The 15,993-nt window shown below is 40.3% G+C and carries 17 protein-coding genes, 1 tRNA gene and 1 pseudogene; 2 read left to right on the top strand and 17 right to left on the bottom strand.

What is annotated here, in order from left to right; all coding sequences use genetic code 11:
• Positions 1–726: 726 nt before the first annotated feature.
• Positions 727–966, bottom strand: coding sequence for a hypothetical protein (locus tag HNR44_RS08615; protein WP_142090486.1), 240 nt, complete (start codon positions 964–966; stop codon positions 727–729).
• A gap of 294 nt (positions 967–1,260) precedes the next feature.
• On the opposite strand from HNR44_RS08615, the gene HNR44_RS08610 reads away from it, so the two are divergent.
• Positions 1,261–1,899 (top strand): recombinase family protein, encoded by a 639-nt coding sequence (locus HNR44_RS08610; protein WP_184403746.1) that lies wholly within the window; start codon positions 1,261–1,263, stop codon positions 1,897–1,899.
• Between the two features lie 120 nt (positions 1,900–2,019).
• Here the strand turns inward: HNR44_RS08610 and HNR44_RS08605 are convergent, their stop codons facing one another.
• The 14 genes and pseudogenes from HNR44_RS08605 to HNR44_RS08540 all read right to left on the bottom strand — a co-directional run bounded on the left by HNR44_RS08605 (position 2,020) and on the right by HNR44_RS08540 (position 13,891).
• On the bottom strand, positions 2,020–2,190 hold the full coding sequence (locus HNR44_RS08605) for a hypothetical protein (RefSeq protein ID WP_184403745.1): 171 nt from the start codon (positions 2,188–2,190) through the stop codon (positions 2,020–2,022).
• A 114-nt stretch (positions 2,191–2,304) separates the two neighbouring features.
• Positions 2,305–2,751 carry a hypothetical protein gene (locus HNR44_RS08600; RefSeq protein ID WP_184403744.1) on the bottom strand — a complete coding sequence of 149 codons (447 nt, stop codon included), beginning with the start codon at positions 2,749–2,751 and terminating at the stop codon, positions 2,305–2,307.
• A 705-nt stretch (positions 2,752–3,456) separates the two neighbouring features.
• Positions 3,457–3,573: pseudogene (locus tag HNR44_RS08595) on the bottom strand (cadmium resistance transporter); the annotation flags it as partial.
• Positions 3,574–3,651: 78 nt separating this feature from the next.
• The gene (locus tag HNR44_RS08590) at positions 3,652–3,927 is read right to left on the bottom strand and encodes a thioredoxin family protein (RefSeq protein ID WP_184403743.1); all 276 of its coding nucleotides are present in this window, start codon (positions 3,925–3,927) and stop codon (positions 3,652–3,654) included.
• Positions 3,920–4,339 (bottom strand): MerR family transcriptional regulator, encoded by a 420-nt coding sequence (locus HNR44_RS08585; RefSeq protein WP_184403742.1) that lies wholly within the window; start codon positions 4,337–4,339, stop codon positions 3,920–3,922. The genes HNR44_RS08590 and HNR44_RS08585 overlap by 8 nt, the downstream gene beginning before the upstream one ends.
• Positions 4,340–4,513: 174 nt before the next feature.
• Complete coding sequence (locus HNR44_RS08580) at positions 4,514–6,139, bottom strand: Na/Pi cotransporter family protein (protein WP_246407269.1); 1,626 nt, start codon at positions 6,137–6,139, stop codon at positions 4,514–4,516.
• A gap of 111 nt (positions 6,140–6,250) precedes the next feature.
• Complete coding sequence (locus HNR44_RS08575) at positions 6,251–6,526, bottom strand: adhesin (RefSeq protein ID WP_343069429.1); 276 nt, start codon at positions 6,524–6,526, stop codon at positions 6,251–6,253.
• 34 nt (positions 6,527–6,560) lie between these two features.
• Positions 6,561–7,340: an NAD(P)/FAD-dependent oxidoreductase gene (locus tag HNR44_RS08570; protein ID WP_184403741.1), complete on the bottom strand. Its 780-nt coding sequence runs from the start codon at positions 7,338–7,340 to the stop codon at positions 6,561–6,563.
• Positions 7,341–7,357: 17 nt separating this feature from the next.
• Positions 7,358–9,124, bottom strand: coding sequence for an arsenical pump-driving ATPase (gene arsA / locus HNR44_RS08565; RefSeq protein WP_184403740.1), 1,767 nt, complete (start codon positions 9,122–9,124; stop codon positions 7,358–7,360).
• Between the two features lie 6 nt (positions 9,125–9,130).
• Positions 9,131–9,502 carry an arsenite efflux transporter metallochaperone ArsD gene (gene arsD, locus HNR44_RS08560; protein ID WP_184403739.1) on the bottom strand — a complete coding sequence of 124 codons (372 nt, stop codon included), beginning with the start codon at positions 9,500–9,502 and terminating at the stop codon, positions 9,131–9,133.
• An 82-nt stretch (positions 9,503–9,584) separates the two neighbouring features.
• Complete coding sequence (arsC, locus tag HNR44_RS08555; RefSeq protein WP_184403738.1) at positions 9,585–10,004, bottom strand: arsenate reductase (thioredoxin); 420 nt, start codon at positions 10,002–10,004, stop codon at positions 9,585–9,587.
• 18 nt (positions 10,005–10,022) lie between these two features.
• Positions 10,023–11,321, bottom strand: coding sequence for an arsenic transporter (locus tag HNR44_RS08550; protein ID WP_184403737.1), 1,299 nt, complete (start codon positions 11,319–11,321; stop codon positions 10,023–10,025).
• Between the two features lie 18 nt (positions 11,322–11,339).
• Positions 11,340–11,690: an ArsR/SmtB family transcription factor gene (locus tag HNR44_RS08545; RefSeq protein WP_184403736.1), complete on the bottom strand. Its 351-nt coding sequence runs from the start codon at positions 11,688–11,690 to the stop codon at positions 11,340–11,342.
• A gap of 614 nt (positions 11,691–12,304) precedes the next feature.
• Complete coding sequence (locus tag HNR44_RS08540) at positions 12,305–13,891, bottom strand: LVIVD repeat-containing protein (protein ID WP_184403735.1); 1,587 nt, start codon at positions 13,889–13,891, stop codon at positions 12,305–12,307.
• Between the two features lie 429 nt (positions 13,892–14,320).
• Between HNR44_RS08540 and HNR44_RS08535 the strand changes: the two genes are divergently transcribed.
• Positions 14,321–14,424 (top strand) — tRNA-OTHER (locus HNR44_RS08535).
• Between the two features lie 91 nt (positions 14,425–14,515).
• Here HNR44_RS08535 and HNR44_RS08530 read toward each other — a convergent pair.
• Together HNR44_RS08530 and HNR44_RS08525 are read right to left on the bottom strand one after the other, a co-directional pair.
• The gene (locus tag HNR44_RS08530; RefSeq protein WP_184403734.1) at positions 14,516–15,583 is read right to left on the bottom strand and encodes a tyrosine-type recombinase/integrase; all 1,068 of its coding nucleotides are present in this window, start codon (positions 15,581–15,583) and stop codon (positions 14,516–14,518) included.
• Positions 15,584–15,668: 85 nt separating this feature from the next.
• A complete protein-coding gene (locus tag HNR44_RS08525; RefSeq protein ID WP_184403733.1) occupies positions 15,669–15,962 on the bottom strand; it encodes a group-specific protein in 294 nt (97 codons plus the stop codon).
• Between the last annotated feature and the right edge of the window lie 31 nt (positions 15,963–15,993).

The following is a 15,993-nucleotide window of genomic DNA, read 5'->3' as shown; positions in this document are numbered from 1 at the left end:
TCGGAAAAGGGCAGGAAACCCCACCGATAATCCATGTTGGACTAAACCGCTAACGCGGTGGTAAAACCCAATGCCCACCAATTTAGCCACTGGACTTTAATTGTCTTCTCCTTTTATAAGCGCACAATTACATTTGCAATTATTTTTCTACAGCTTGTTTCTTTGCCTCTAGGCACCCAAGAGTTATTGATTCCCCATAGTCGGTGGAGAGCCGCCGCAGTTTCGTCCAAAAGAAGTATCTGGAGTTACCTCAAGCCCTTATGCGAGGGCTTTTTCTATGCCAGATAATTATCTACTCATTATCGGCAGAGTTGGTAAAATGTCCATATATTTTCCGAATCGTTGCTGCCCCCATATATGCTTGCTAATTAGGTAAAGTGACCATTTCAGAAAAATACACATCCATTACTATATTCCTTCAAGAAGTAAAAATAATAGGGTATAGCTCAGATTAGGGTGGGGTTCAAACATTTAGTTATCTCTCACTCGGGTCGCCTTATCGTGTTTCAAACATGAAAGGGCTGCCTCATAAGGTCATTAACCATTGGGACAGCCCTTTCGGTATCAGATTTAAAAAGGTTACAATCGAACGGTAGGGACGTTGTCATGGACGCCTGGTTCTTGCAGAAATACCGTATGACATTCTTCTCAAGAACGAGCATATTTCGATAAAGTGATAATCATTGATGAAGAACTTGAGAAACCTACTATGACTTCAATCCCCAGTTAATCTGATTCTTCTGTGTTATTGGAGGACATGAAATCCTGACAAGCATTCATCATCTTTTCACCCTCTGGGGAATTCATAGCATCCATCATCTCATTCTTGCCATCTTCCATCATCATTCCATTCATCATACCGCCTTCACTTTGATCTCCAGATGCCCATGTAATACCGATCGGACTTGCCACCAATAAAGCAGTAATAGCAAGCGATGGAATGAGTAAGAACTTTTTGTTTTTCATGCAGACTCCCTCCTTTAATCATCGACCTCAACATAAAAGATACCAAATAAATATGGAGAATCTTTGAAGACGCCAATACGCTAGAAAAACATTTGTCCTATAAATATATGGATATTATCACAGCGTTTATAAAGGTATACCTTTAAGGAAAGGAAGCACACATCGATAAAAGTGTATCACATCAAGTTTATAAATGTGATCCAAAATTTTTATAAACGTTTATATTTATCATTTACCTTTATAAACAAAAATTTTATAATAAGTGATATACCAATGCCAATGGGGGTAGCGAATATGGTAGTTACTTATGGGTACATACGAGTGAGTTCTAAAGATCAGAATGAACAGCGCCAGTTACACAAAATGTTGGAAAGGGACGTTGAGGCACGACGCATTTTTGTTGATCGAGCGAGTGGGAAAAATTTCGAGCGCCCCCAATACCAATTACTGCGCAAGGTTCTTAATGAAGAAGATATCATCTATATGGATGCGCTTGATCGTTTGGGACGTAACTATGATGAGGTCATTACGGAATGGAAATATATAACCAGAGAATTGAAAGCAGATATAGTCGTATTAGAAAATGAATCTTTATTTGACAGCCGTAAGTTCCGAGAAATGGGGGATATGGGACAATTAATGGAAGATCAATTTTTATCTTTGCTTTCATATGTTGCAGACCAAGAACGGAAGAAAATCCGCCAAAGACAAGCTGAAGGGATCGAGGTAGCTAAATCTCAAGGGAAACATTTAGGGCGTCCTTCAATCAATCTTTCTAATATAAGCAAAAGACAGCTACATGTTATAGAAGATAATTATCCAAAATGGAGAAACGGAGAAATAACCGGCGCTTGGTTTATGGAGGTATTAGAACTAAAGAAAAACACTTTTTATAAAATCATGAAGGAATATAAAGAAGCTAACAACACTTAGTCAAATGCTTTAACGGTGTTCGATTTTTGGATTAAGTGGAAATGGTGATAAAATTGAATTGTTGGATGCTACTTCATCCAATATCACTTCTTGAGGGCGAAATAGTGAATAAAACTGTTATCACAGAATAAAATCATTTACACCTATTTGTTTTGTACCTATAAGCAAACGATGAATGATCGGTTCTTCATCGGAAATCTCAGGTGAATCATCGTCATTATAATGAAAGTGTAAATCGATAATATTCTGTGTTCTCTCATACGGGGTTTTATAATTTTGGGTACTACTCAAATCGCACTTGCCCTTTTTATTCGATCGACGTTTGAAAGTATTAAAGAACATCGAACTCACCCCTTTCCGACTTATATTCATGATAACTCCAAGTGTTAAGGTTATATAAAAAGACTAAGAGTATAATATTTCAACGATGCGCCACAATACAAATAACAATACACCTATAATAAACATATTCCTCTGACCGCGCCCAAAATTTTCTACCCTTTTATTATTTTTATTTATTGCGTCGAGAATCCCATCTGAAGCAGCTTTCTCATAATCTGGATGGTTTGGAACTTCAGAATGCTGCCCCTTTTGAACTTTTAATAATTCATAGTTTGAATAAAGTATTGAATTATTATATTCACGATTGCGACAACCAAACCAAAAACTTATCCCCCAGCAAATCAAACTAATACCCAATGGTATCTGGGTATAACTAAGTTCTTCTAAATCCTCAGTTTGTGCAATTGTATATCCTATTGCAGCTACAGTAACAGCTAAAATGAAGTAAACATATTTATCTTGACCCGAATGTACATTATTACGAACTTCTCTCATATTTTCATCACTCATTATTTTACCCCCCCCTTTAAATAAAATTGACTCGTGCTACAAACATGGAAGAAAACAAAACAAGCACCAAAAATTATGTTTATACTGTTCAACAATCTGTCCCTTTAATTGAATAAAGCGATCATACCGTTGAAAAGGGAACAAATAGTAATGTATCCGATTTGATTTCCCATACTAATGCCACTAAAACCTACATCATCCGGCTTCAACTGATAGTGACAAAGCCTCCTCAAAACTTCCACACTGATTTTTAATCGTCTGAATCTCTGGAAATAAAAATCCAACAATTTCCCATTCTTGTACTATTTCTCTGAAATGAATATAAGTTTTTTGATCAATCGTCTCGCCTAATTCCTTACCAATTGAATGGCATGAATACAATCTCCTTTTGAAAAATTGTTCATAAATTCCCCCTAAAGCTTGACCAGCATTCTACCTTTTATCTAAGTGTATAAATTATATCATGCCGCCCATATATCAGGTATGTTTACCTATATTCAGACCTATATTATTTCTAATCGATATTGCTAATTAACATCCCGGAAAGGGTACGTTAGTTCGTATTTTCTCGCCTGTAATCGCCTTTTTTGTGATTTTCTTGTGACTTTTAAAAAGTCACAGTTTAAATTCTTAGTCCGTTATTCAATTCCATTTCGAAGCGAATTAAATTTGCCTTTCAAATAAAATCAATCACCATACAAAACCCTATAAAAGGGAAATTAGAGTGTTGATCGTACCATTTTCATACATAATATATAAACCTAACCCTATGAACACGATCGGAACAATCCAACGTTCATAATCCTCAATTTTCTCTGAGATCTGCCAATAATTTGATCAAGGGACTTCATACAAACGAAGTCCCTTGACCGTAAGTTAAGTGTAATTCTGTCCCGTGAATTATTTACCTAGTATCTCTGCTTCTAAAGTATCGAAATTAACCCCATTGTTGCTGCAGCAATCCGCTAATTTCCCGTCAATTGCGACTGCTGGAACCGATTGAATCCCATACTCTTTAGCTTTATCTTCACATTTGTTGGTGTCACATTTCTTATTCAAATCATACACAACAACTTCATGCTCAGCACTATATTGCGTAAGGTCTCTGACTTGTTTCACAGTCCTTTCACAGATAGGGCAACCTGACGTAAATAATTCAACTAATTTTTCAGCCATCTTCAATCTTTCCTTTAGATAGGTTTGTAATGATTGGACATTGGTCTTTAGGGACACCTGAACCTGGACATTTTGCTGCTAAATCCCCTAATAACGATTTCATGTGGTTAAAATCGTGTATTTTTTTCTCGATTTCATGGATTTTATTCATCGCAAATTCGTATATTTCCTCTGAATGAAAGTCTTCATTATGAGAAGCTATTACCAGCGTTTTAATTTCCTCTAGAGTAAATCCGATATCTTGGGCGCGTTTAATAAATTGAATGTCTTGAATCACCTCTTCCGAAAACATTCTGTAACCAGATTCTGTCCGAGGAGGTTCAGAGATAAGTCCACGTTTTTCGTAATATCTCACTGTTTCAATATTAACGTTCGATGCTTTTGCTATTTGACTTATCGTTAAACCATTCATGTCCTTTCCCTCCTCAATTAATACCCTAAATCCTGTACCTTGGTACAGGGTCAAGGGGGTCTTTTTCAAAGTGGAAATAATCTCATCTTTATCCCGTTAAATGGCGCGATTCAGAAGGGCGTACTTATTCGATTAGGCACCCTTCGCTGAAGAGTAGATACAATCCAATCACTGTTATTTTTCATTTAAAACCGTTTCTGCGATATTAACAGAATGGTCACCGATACGTTCAAGATTACTTACGATGTCAACGAATATGACACCAGCTGATCCTGAACAGCGCCCCTCATTCATACGTCTGATATGCTTTAAGCGCATAGTTCTTTCCATTTGGTCAATCTTATCTTCCTGTTGTTCCGTTGCATGTGCTGTATCTAAATCATGATGTTCAAGTGCATAAACAGCGTCTTGAAATGTGCGAAGGGTTAACGAGAACATCTCTTCAAGATCTTCTTTTGCTTCTTCAGAAATAACAACCTTTTTTTCAACTTGATAATCAACGAGCTCCATAATATTTTCCATATGATCTCCTATGCGTTCAATATCCCGTACTGTATTCAAGAGAATGGTATGCAAATAGGAGTTTTCACCTGATAGAGATCGACTAGAAATTTGTGTTAAATAATCCGTAATGGTTCGATCCAGGTTGTTAATCGCTTCCTCATACTGAGTGATGCGTTCTGCGCTTCTTCGACGGGGATGTTTACTATACTGATTCACTTCTTGTAATCCTTGTTGGGCAAACTCACCCATGCGCAACACTTCTTTTTGTGCTTGGCCAAGTGCAATAGCAGGTGAGCGTTGAACAAAAGCAGGATCAAGATGTTTAGGTTTGTATTCGATATCTGTATCTTTGCCGGGGATGAGCTTCGTCACAATGGCTGCTAATACACCAATAAATGATACTTGTAGGAGTAGGTTTGTGACATTGAAAGAGCCATGGGCAACAGCAATAGTCATAGGTGGAATAAGATTAAACGTTTCCTCGATGGTGGCGATTAAAGCCATGAACGGTTGCAAAAATATCAAAACAATTGTTGCTCCTACTAAGTTAAAAATAACATGGCTGAGTGCGGCTCGTTTGGCAGCCAAAGAAGCCCCAATCGAAGCTAAAACCGCTGTGATCGTCGTCCCGATATTATCCCCGAATAAAACGGGTAAGGCAGCACTTAATTCCATGGCCCCTGTATCATAAAGTTGCTGCAATAAACCAATGGATGCCGTGGAACTTTGAACAGCAACCGTCAAAGCTGTTCCAATCATCACCCCTAAAATGGGGGTGTCGCTCATACTGAGGGTTAGATTCTCAAACGCCTGAGTGTCCGCCAATGGGGCAACCCCATCCCCCATAATGTTAAGCCCTAAAAATAAGGATCCAAACCCAAAGATGGCTTGTCCAAAGTTGTTGACTTTGCTGTTTTTGAAGAAGAAAAGTAAAAGAGTTCCTATGAAGAGGATCGGTAATGCATAGTCCGCAACGTCAATTCCTATTATGAACGCGGTGGCGGTTGTTCCCACATTTGCGCCCATAATAACACCAATGGCTTGACGCAGCGTCATAAAACCGGCGTTTACCAGTCCAATGGTTAATACGGTCGTGCTTGTACTTGTCTGTAACAAAATCGTTGCCACAATCCCGACAAGGACACCTTTAATCGGATTAGATGTGAAACGATCCAATAAATCACGCAAACGGTCTCCAGCAATTTTTGTGAGTCCGTTACTCATGTATTTAATGCCAAACAAAAAAATACCCAGACCTCCGAAAAACATAAACAGGAGCTCTTGTAGATCCAACATCACTCATCCCTTCGCCTATCCATCTATTAAAAATGATCATAAATCCATAAAAGCTTATTTAGCATAGAATGAGCCCCGCCACTCCTTGGGCGAGGCTATTATTGTCAATCATTAACAATTGCTCTCTGGAAGTCCTTCCATTACAAGACCGCCATTTTTGACATCAAGGGATACGCCTTCGGCCATGCTTGCGACACGCTGATCCATCGCCACACTTATCCCATTAACTTCTTGTATCGTATCCTCTTGCTCAGGTGTATCCATGGATACACCAAGCTGTGGACCACAGCATCCTTGACCTGCGAAATAAAAACGAATACCCTCAGCTTGATTTTCATTCATCGTGCTCACCAATACTTCTTTTGCTGTCTCTGTAATCGTCATCATAAAAACCTCCACACATAAATTTTAATTCCCTCTTTTACGAGAGTGACTTGCTCCAATCTAGCGTTGCTTCGCCTTCTAAGAAACGCTCCGTGTCTAAAGCTGCCATACATTCCGTTCCTGCAGCAGTGACGGCTTGCTTATAGGTTACATCCTGAACATCACCACAAGCAAAAACGCCAGCAATATTCGTTTTGGTGGTTCCCGGTTCAACTTGTAGATAGCCTTCAGCATCTTTTTTAAGTGCATCTTCAAGAAATTCAGTATTTGGGTTATGTCCAATCGCTACAAAGATCCCGTTCGTTTCAATCGTTTTTTCTTCACCACTGTCATTATCGATAATTTTTAAACCTTGGATGATCCCTTGCTCGTTGGCAACATAGGCCTTTGCTGATTGGTTCATTTGCCACGAAATTTTAGGGTTTTCATTCGCACGATCCTGCATAATTTTGGATGCTCGTAATTCATGTCTCCGATGAACGATAACCACTTCATCTGCGAACTTCGTAAGAAAGTTTGCTTCTTCCATAGCAGAGTCACCCCCACCTATAACAACAACCTTTTTGCCATTATAGAAGAATCCATCACATGTGGCACCAAAACGTTCCGCTTGCTTTCGCATGTTATCCATCAATTCCGGTCCTGTAATCCCTTCAATAAAGCCCGGAAAATTTTCAACTTCTGTCGTTGTTGTAAGCTGTCCGCCGGGCTCAACCCCTTCAATAATGACTGGATTCATGTTTGCTCGTGCTAAATAGATGGCTGCGGTGAGCCCTGCTGGGCCCGTTCCTATGATTGAAACTCGATGTTTATTCATGGGGGAGGACCTCCGTATTACGTTAATTGTTGTTTCATTTGATCGTAGCCAATGGTATCTTCTGCTTGCCATGGCATGACGACTGTAAATGTGCTATAAGATTCATTAACTTCCTTGATCCATCTTTTTTCATACTGCGCTTTTGCAGCAAGGACGCTTTCAGTCGTATGTGTCTCATACAAACTTTGATTGATGACCCAATGATTGGCCGTAATCCCTGCACGCTTTAAATCGTCTTGTAATCGTCTGGCTTCGTACACAGGCGTAGCTTCAGGTAGTGACACGAGTAAAATATCCGTTTCTTCCGGGTTTCGTAAACGTGGAAGTAACTTTTCCACGCTTTCTGGCACTTCACCTGTCGAGCGTTGAATCTCTTGGTGATACGATTGTGCTGCATCTAAGAGCAGCAACGTATGCCCTGTCGGAGCCGTATCGATAATGACAATTTCATCGTCAGATGCATCGACCACTTTTGCAAAAGCTTGAAATACAGCAATTTCCTCTGTACAAGGGGAGCGCAAATCCTCTTCAAGGTATTCTTTTGCTTCTTCATCTAACGGTCCAGCTTGTTGTAATACCTTTTCCTTGTATTCTTGGACCTCATGAACAGGGTCAATTTGAGTGATTTTTAACTTCTCGCTCCCCGATCCATTAAATCGTTCATAGAGGTGGGAAGCAGGGTCGGTTGTCGTCAAATGAACGTGATTTCCTTTTTCCACAAGCCCGACAGCTAACATGGATGCAAGGGTTGTTTTTCCAACACCACCTTTACCCATCGTCATGATCACTCGAGGAGATTGCTCCGCATAGTTTTGAACTAATGCCGGAAGCGTGTGTAATTTCTGAGTGTCCAGTGAATATTCATCCACCAAAAATTTCGTTGAAGTCTCATCGCTATACAATTTCCTCAAATGATCAATGCCCGTGAGAGGAAAAGAAACCAGTGGCAACATAAACGTACGCAAGGGTTGAAGGGCGTTGTTTCTCTCTTTAATCGCTTGTTGCTGACGTTCAAATAATGACTTTGACGTATGATCGCTCTGATCAACAGTGTCATAAACCCCATTCATGATGAGACATTGATTATCAATACCCACTCCTTGCAACTCTTTGGAAGCACGGGAGGCTTCACTCATCGCTGAAGTTTCTGGTCTTGTAACAAGTACGAGTAATGTCTTGTCGTTGTTAGATAACGCTTCTACAGCCGTTTCATACGTATCTTTCTTCTCATCTAACCCCGTCAACGGCCCCAAACAAGAAGCACCATGCTTGGATTCATCCAAATAGCCACTCCAAGCTGTAGGCAATTTCAATAATCGCAACGTATGACCAGTAGGTGCAGTATCAAAAATGATATGGTCGTATTGCTTGTGAATGTCTGGTTTCGCAAGTAATCCTGTAAATTCATCAAAAGCAGCGATTTCTACTGTACAAGCCCCAGCTAATTGTTCTTCCATTTGAGTTATCGCCACTTCGGGGAGTGTGCCACGATACGGAGCTACGACAGATTCACGATATTCTCGGGCGGCTTCTTCAGGATCAAGGTTACAAACAGATAGGCCCTTAACATCATCTAACTCTTTGGGTTCGTTACTTAACGCCTGAGAGAAAACGTCTTGTAAATTTGATGCAGGATCAGTGCTCACTAACAACACCTTCTTTCCAGCATCCGCAAGCGCAACGGCCGTTGCAGAAGCCGTTGAAGTTTTTCCCACACCGCCTTTTCCCGTAAAAAATATGAATGGCATTCTCTCAACGACAGATGGTTCAAATCGTGGATACATGCGTAACTACTCTCCTTTAACCTGCTGCACATCTAACGTCAATTTCGGTTGCTGAACCTCAAGATCTTTCGATTCTAATTCAAACCAAGACGTTAGCTCTTCTTTCGTCGGGTACTCTCCGGTTTTTTGAACCTCGCCGTCGACTAAAACAGCAGGAAGTGCCTCCGTTCCTTCTTGATGAAGGAGTCCGTTGACCGTTTCATTTTCTGCAAAGGCTGCAGGGTGATTGGCAAGGTTATAACGTTCAACATCATAGCCCTCCTTTTTTAAAGCATGAACGGCTGTAGCTAATGTTGTAAGTGCCGGGTCGACACTTGGCCCACAAACGCCTGTATCGCAGCACATGGCAGGGTCATAAATTTGTACTTTTCTCTCCATCTTTAACGCTCCTTAAATAAATATCCACTTATATATATACACTTAAAGAACAGTCGAGTAGGTAAACACTCGACATTAACTTTTACTCACCCGTTTCTGCGAACTGTTGAATACGAGAACCAATTTCATCCCGTACCCGCTGGAAGAAAGCCCATTTTTCTTCATCCGTTCCTTCGGCTTGGGCGGGATCGTCAAACCCCCAATGATCGCGCTTGACGTGTGGGGGCGTCATTGGGCATTTGTCGGCGGCACTTCCACAGAGGGTAACGACGATATGAGCATTATTTAAAATTTCAGGATCGATAATATCCGATGTTTGATTTGATATATCAATGCCGATGTCGTCCATGGCCTTGGCCGCTTTCGGATTTAAGCCATGAGCCTCAACGCCTGCGCTATAAACATTCCATTCATCGCCCAGGTAGTGCTTCGCCCACCCTTCTGCCATTTGACTACGGCAGGAGTTGCCTGTGCATAAAAAGTAAATGGTTTTCTTTGACATATTGTTCTCTCCTTTGCTTTAACTGATAACGAGGAGCCAGAGGTAAAGCCCAAACAACGTAATAAAAAGGACCGGCAAGGTAATAACAATTCCTGTCTTAAAGTACGTCCACCAGGAAATCTTGACGCCTTTTTGCGTAAGGACGTGTAGCCATAACAGTGTTGCTAACGAACCAATCGGGGTAATTTTTGGCCCTAGGTCAGAACCAACCACATTTGCATAAACCAATGCTTCTTTCATCAACCCCGTTGCTGCTGTTGTATCAATCGCGATGGCATTGATCATGACCGTTGGCATATTGTTCATGATCGAAGATAGAATCGCTGCTAAAAAACCCATGCCCATGGTTGCCGCAAAAACACCTTGTTGGGCGACGTATTCAATTCCTGAAGCCAGAAGATCCGTCAAACCTACATTTTGAAGCCCAAACACAACGACATACATCCCAACCGAGAAAAAGACAATGTTCCATGGCGCACCTTTGAGGACGGAACGTGTCGCGACAGCAGGGCTTTTGCTGGCAATGCCTAAAAAGATAAGGACGATCGTTCCCGCCACAATGGACACAGGAATTTGTACGAATTCGCTGACGAGGTAACCAACAAGTAAAACAGCTAAAACAAACCACGATATCCGAAACATTCGTTCATCTTTAATAGCTGTTACAGGCTTTTGCAGTTTTTCATAATCGTATCGTTTTGGAATGCTTTTTCTAAAGTAAAGGTACAAAACAAGAATACTCGCCACTAATGAAAAGAAGTTCGGCACAATCATCCGTGTTGCATATTCAATAAATCCAATCCCAAAGAAGTCCGCCGAAACAATGTTGACTAAGTTACTCACAATCAACGGGAGTGAGGTGGAATCGGCAATAAATCCACTCGCAATAATAAACGGAAACACCATTGTTTCGTTAAAATTCAACGAACGAACCATGGCGAGAACGATCGGTGTCAAAATGAGTGCAGCGCCATCGTTCGCAAAGAACGCTGCCACAATGGACCCCAAGATACAAACATAAACGAACATCAGCACAGCATTTCCTTTGGCCGCCCTTGTCATATGTAAAGCTGACCATTCAAAAAACCCAATCTCATCAAGGATTAAGGAAATGATAATGACAGCCACAAAGGTGAGTGTCGCATTCCATACAATCTCTGTAACTTCAATAACATCGCCAAAAGAAACGACGCCCAGAAGTAAAGCAACGACAGCCCCACCGCAAGCCGACCAACCGATGTCTAAGTTTTTCGGCTGCCAAATGACAAGGATGAGCGTGACAATAAATATAGCTGAAGCCAAAATGACTGAAAACAACGTCCAATCCTTCCTTCCTTACTGACAATCTACAAGTGCTTCTTTTTCTAAGAGTTGGAGATATTGTTGATCTTCCTCATCAATTTGGCTGAGTATCCCCTTAACGATACTAGCTTGGGGCGATGATTCATTCATCGAATAGAAACGCCATTGCCCTCTGCGGTTTTCTTTCACAAGACCTGCTTCCCTTAATTTACGAAGATGTTGGCTAGTCGCCGGCTGACTAATGTCAAACATATCGACAAACTGGCAAACACAGTATTCTTTCTTCTCCACCAATTTCATCATTAACAATCGAGTAGGATCGCTGATCACTTTGATGCAATTGACCACTTCACCGGAATTTAATTTTACCGTTGAGGTGTCCATCTGACCATCTCCTTTCACGATCATTGTATTGCAATTCTTTTATATAAGTCAATTCATATATTCAAATTACCTTATGTAATAATATTCTTATTAGTGCATAATTGATTTCGAAACGACGGAGAATCCAAATCATGAGGCACGACCAATGAGTTTTACCTCAATTTTTTTTTATAAAGATCTGGCCCGATTCTGAAGAACGCCACCCTTATTCAACATAAAAGACTCTATTTATTTTTTCTTTGTGTTCCTAAATACGTTTTTTTCTTTAAATGGCCCTATTCTTTAGGAGATCGCAATCCCTGTTATTCCAGAATAGCGCTCGTTTAGGTAACAGACTGCGTTATCACTTCCACGAGACAACGGTTGTCGTTTGATCCTCATGCCTAAATTAACCAAATCTCTAAGCTGATGAGTGGCTCACTTTATTGATGATAAACATTTGAAAGTAGAATATTCTGAAATATACCTTTTCGAGGGTTAGGCAAAAATATCCACGTTCTAAATCCATTTTTGAGCTTATCTCTGACAACCTCCTAATAAGAATATTCAAACATCATTTTATTAAAAAAACACTTACTGGAAGTTTGGCATTAACCAGTAAGTGCTTTTTCCTATTACTTGTGTTTCATATTGCTGATTAAATCTAAAGCCATGTTATTTTTAAAGCTATACTGCTGATCCGAATTAGAATAGTTTCCAGAGGAAGGATTTACCCAATCTGGAGGTCCGCCGCCAGGTGGATCAACCCAATCCGGTGGTCCCGGTGGATCTACCCAATCTGGGGGGCCGCCTTCATCCGGCACTTCTTCCTCGGTGGCTTTAACCACTTTCAAGCCTTGTCCCATATCAGATCCCAGAATGTAATCATCGTATAAAAATACTCCCCAAACATTAGCAGATTCAGGTAAGTAGGAGGCTATTTCCTCTGGATTGTGAGGGTCGCTTATATCAACCATGCGAATTCCGTCTGAGTAGTGCGATAAATATAATGTATTTCCTTCGACTTTAGGATCATGGACGGTGTATGTGCCTGGTAAACGCTCATCCGGATCAATTTGTTCTTCTGAGTTTTCTGTTCTGAAATCACTGATTAGCTCCGGATTACTTTTATCACTAATGTCATAAATACGTGTATATCCCCAGCCTCGTTCAAATTCTTCATCCTCTGGATCTGGATCGAAAACTTCACGAGTTTCAATTAAAATATTGCCATCATGTGCCAGGGCGGCGGAGTGTGCAGCACCTTGTACGTGACGCTCAAAACTAGTATGCCCTATAATTTCAGGGTCTTCAGGATTGCTAATATCCATGATAACGGTCCCGAGATCCCAATAAGAAATATAGGCATATTCACCAGTAGGGTCTGTAATTACACTATGAGCAAAAGCCTCTCTTTCTGCTCCCTCGTCATCCGTATAGTACATGCCATCGAAATCTTCTGCCGTAATTAACTCACGAGGATCCCAATTGTACAATTCTTCCGGATTAGTTGGGTCACTCACATCCACGATGGAAAAATCATGAATGTCGCCTTCAGTGTAATAATCCGCGTAAATATCTGCAGTGAGAAGCAAAGCACGGTCCCTTTGAGTTGTTAAATATAATTCATGTGTGCCGGTAAGAACTTCTTCGGGAAGTTCATAGTACCCCAACTCTTCTGGGTTTTCAGGATTAGTAACATCGTATAAAACAGTTCCGCCTTGTTCTGTTTCATCTTGTGTGTATTTTTGCAAACTGACAACGGCCAAATCACCGCTAAAATGTGGTGTGTCAACACTTTTCACAATAACTTTCTCCTGCCAAGTCCCGGGGATGTCGTTGGCAAAGCTGGTCACTTCTTCTGGGTCTGCGGGATCACTCATGTCAAAGACCCGGACTCCTTCATTTGATTCTGCTCCGACGTGTGTTCCCAGATAAGCATAATTTTTATGAGCATATACATCAGCCGTTGTAACAGGGTTTCCATCGATCTCTTCCAATTCTTCAGCTGCCACTTCCTCTAATTCATTGATATTCTCATTATTCGAATCCATATCAGTGTTTGCGACACCCGACAAGTCAGACGGTCCCGACTCTACAGGCTTCGGATCACCATTCGCATGTCCTTCCGGGCCTAAATTACATGCATATGCAACCGGGGCGCTAAATGATAGTGCCAAAACAGAGCCGATGACTGTAATTCTTCTAAACGCTTTCTTCACATCAAAGTTTCTCCCTTCAAATAAATTTAGATTTGACAAATGAAAGGCATGTCTAATCCTTTAAAGATAGTATCACAGTACAAATTATTTTTAAATGGTAAATATTAATTCTTTTTAAAAAATTAAATAGATAAGTCAATTAATAGTGTCAGGCCGAGATAACTTATATAGATGACATTTAAGCTCTTTTTTTAAGACGAAATCTTTATATTCTTGGCTTGCATGTTTCCCATTTGTGAACAAGTCCTCTTTAAGTTAAATAGATTATACAAGAGCTGATTTTTTCCGTGTCCACTTACTTTCTAGTTTAACTTTAACAGTGGCACAAATTTGGCACCAAAACATTCGAAACTGGATCATTTTTTGGCACAATACGTTTTTCATTCATTATAAGAGGTCCAAAATTATTCCTTTATATCAAGGATTAAGGCTTCTTTTATAGTGATACGATAAAATGAGCAAAAACGCTTTTAACCCCTTTCCCATCAATGGTAAGGATGAGGTCGCCGGTTCGAGCCCGGCAGGAAGCTCCAGTCATATCAAGGTTTTCAGCTTTTCCTCATGTTTGCATTATGAATTGCAGTGACGGGACAGTGACGACATGACCCGCTCACCCTTACCTTTTCACGCATTAAAGAAGTTCGAGAAACGTTCCGCAGAATCTTGATGCACCTGTGGGCGGACATGCGAATAAATGTCCATAGTCGTTTCAGCTTTAACGTGCCCTAAACGTTGCTGAACGATTTTTACGTGTTCGTTCATTTCTAGCATTAAAGTAGCGTGCGTGTGCCTTAATTCATGAAACGTGATCTGTTTGACTTCAGCACGTTCACAAATGCGTTGCATCGCTCGTCGTACGTTTCGTTTCATCATATAACCGCCTTGTAAGTTTGCAACAACAACATCGGATTTCGGCGTTTGTTTCTCTTTATATAGCTTTAAATATTCTGCTTGTTGATCGGAAATCGGGATGTCTCGTTGAGAGGATTCCGTTTTTAGTCGACCTAATTCTTTTTCCTGTTCATGATAAGCCTCATAAACATATAAGGTATTATTGTTAAAGTCGATGTTTTTCCATCGCAAACCGAGAACTTCCGAGAAGCGCAAGCCAAACTGTAAGGCAAGCCAAAATGCCATATAACTATGATATTCCTTCGCAACAGATAAAAAGCTGTGGCATTCTTCTTTCGTCCACGTGGTTTTTTCTTTATAATCAGGTTGTGGCTTTTGAACGCCATCCAATGGGTTCGCTTTCAATTCATTCCATAGAAGCATCATTTTATAGATTTGATTCATCAACGTATACATCTTGATGATGGTGGCATTTGCCAACTCTTTTTCTTTTTGCACGAAAAATTTTTGAATTTCAATGGATTTGATGCTTACCATCTCTCGAAAACCGAACACTGGTTCAATATGATTTTTAAAATAGGACTCTGCACCTTGAAGAGCTATTGTTCCTAAACGTTTCGGCGCAACCAACGTCATGTAATCATCGAAGCCATCTTTTAATGTTTTTCGAGACTCTTCAAGATGGTTGCCTGTGAGTAAATCCCTCTTTTGTTCCGCTTCATCTAAATCAGCTTCTTTCTTTGAGTGTCTTCTTGCCCCAATGTAGCGCCTGCCTTTATAGTAGACATTGGAACGATACGCTACGACAATTCCGTTTTCTTTAATCTTTTCAATTGCCATATTTTCCCATCATCTCCTTAAAAATTAAGGAGAACAGCTACATACACTAAGAGCATAGCAAACTGTTCTCCTATAATTCAATTCTTTATTCGTGCGGCTGTTCCTGAATCCATTGCTTTAGGAACTCGTTCGTTTCCGCAACGGGAAACACCCATTTTCGACCGATTTTTCGCCTGATTTGTTTAAACCGTGGGTCATCGAAAAAGGTATTCATAATGTGCCCTTTTGAAAAGGACGTGACTTCCATCAAATCATCTAGGCTGTAAAAAATCTTGTCATGCCCGATTTCCTGCATCTGTTCTTCGATTTGTTTGAGGATTTGCTGTTCCAATGCTTCATCATCAATCTGAATATTCACAAAAGGTGTATTACTCATCATTATAATGATCCCTCTTTTCATCTTCCAAAAT

It is taken from the genome of Geomicrobium halophilum (assembly GCF_014207655.1).
Taxonomy (GTDB): Bacteria; Bacillota; Bacilli; order Bacillales; family Marinococcaceae; genus Geomicrobium; species Geomicrobium halophilum.
This window is presented reverse-complemented; position numbering and strand designations above follow the sequence as displayed.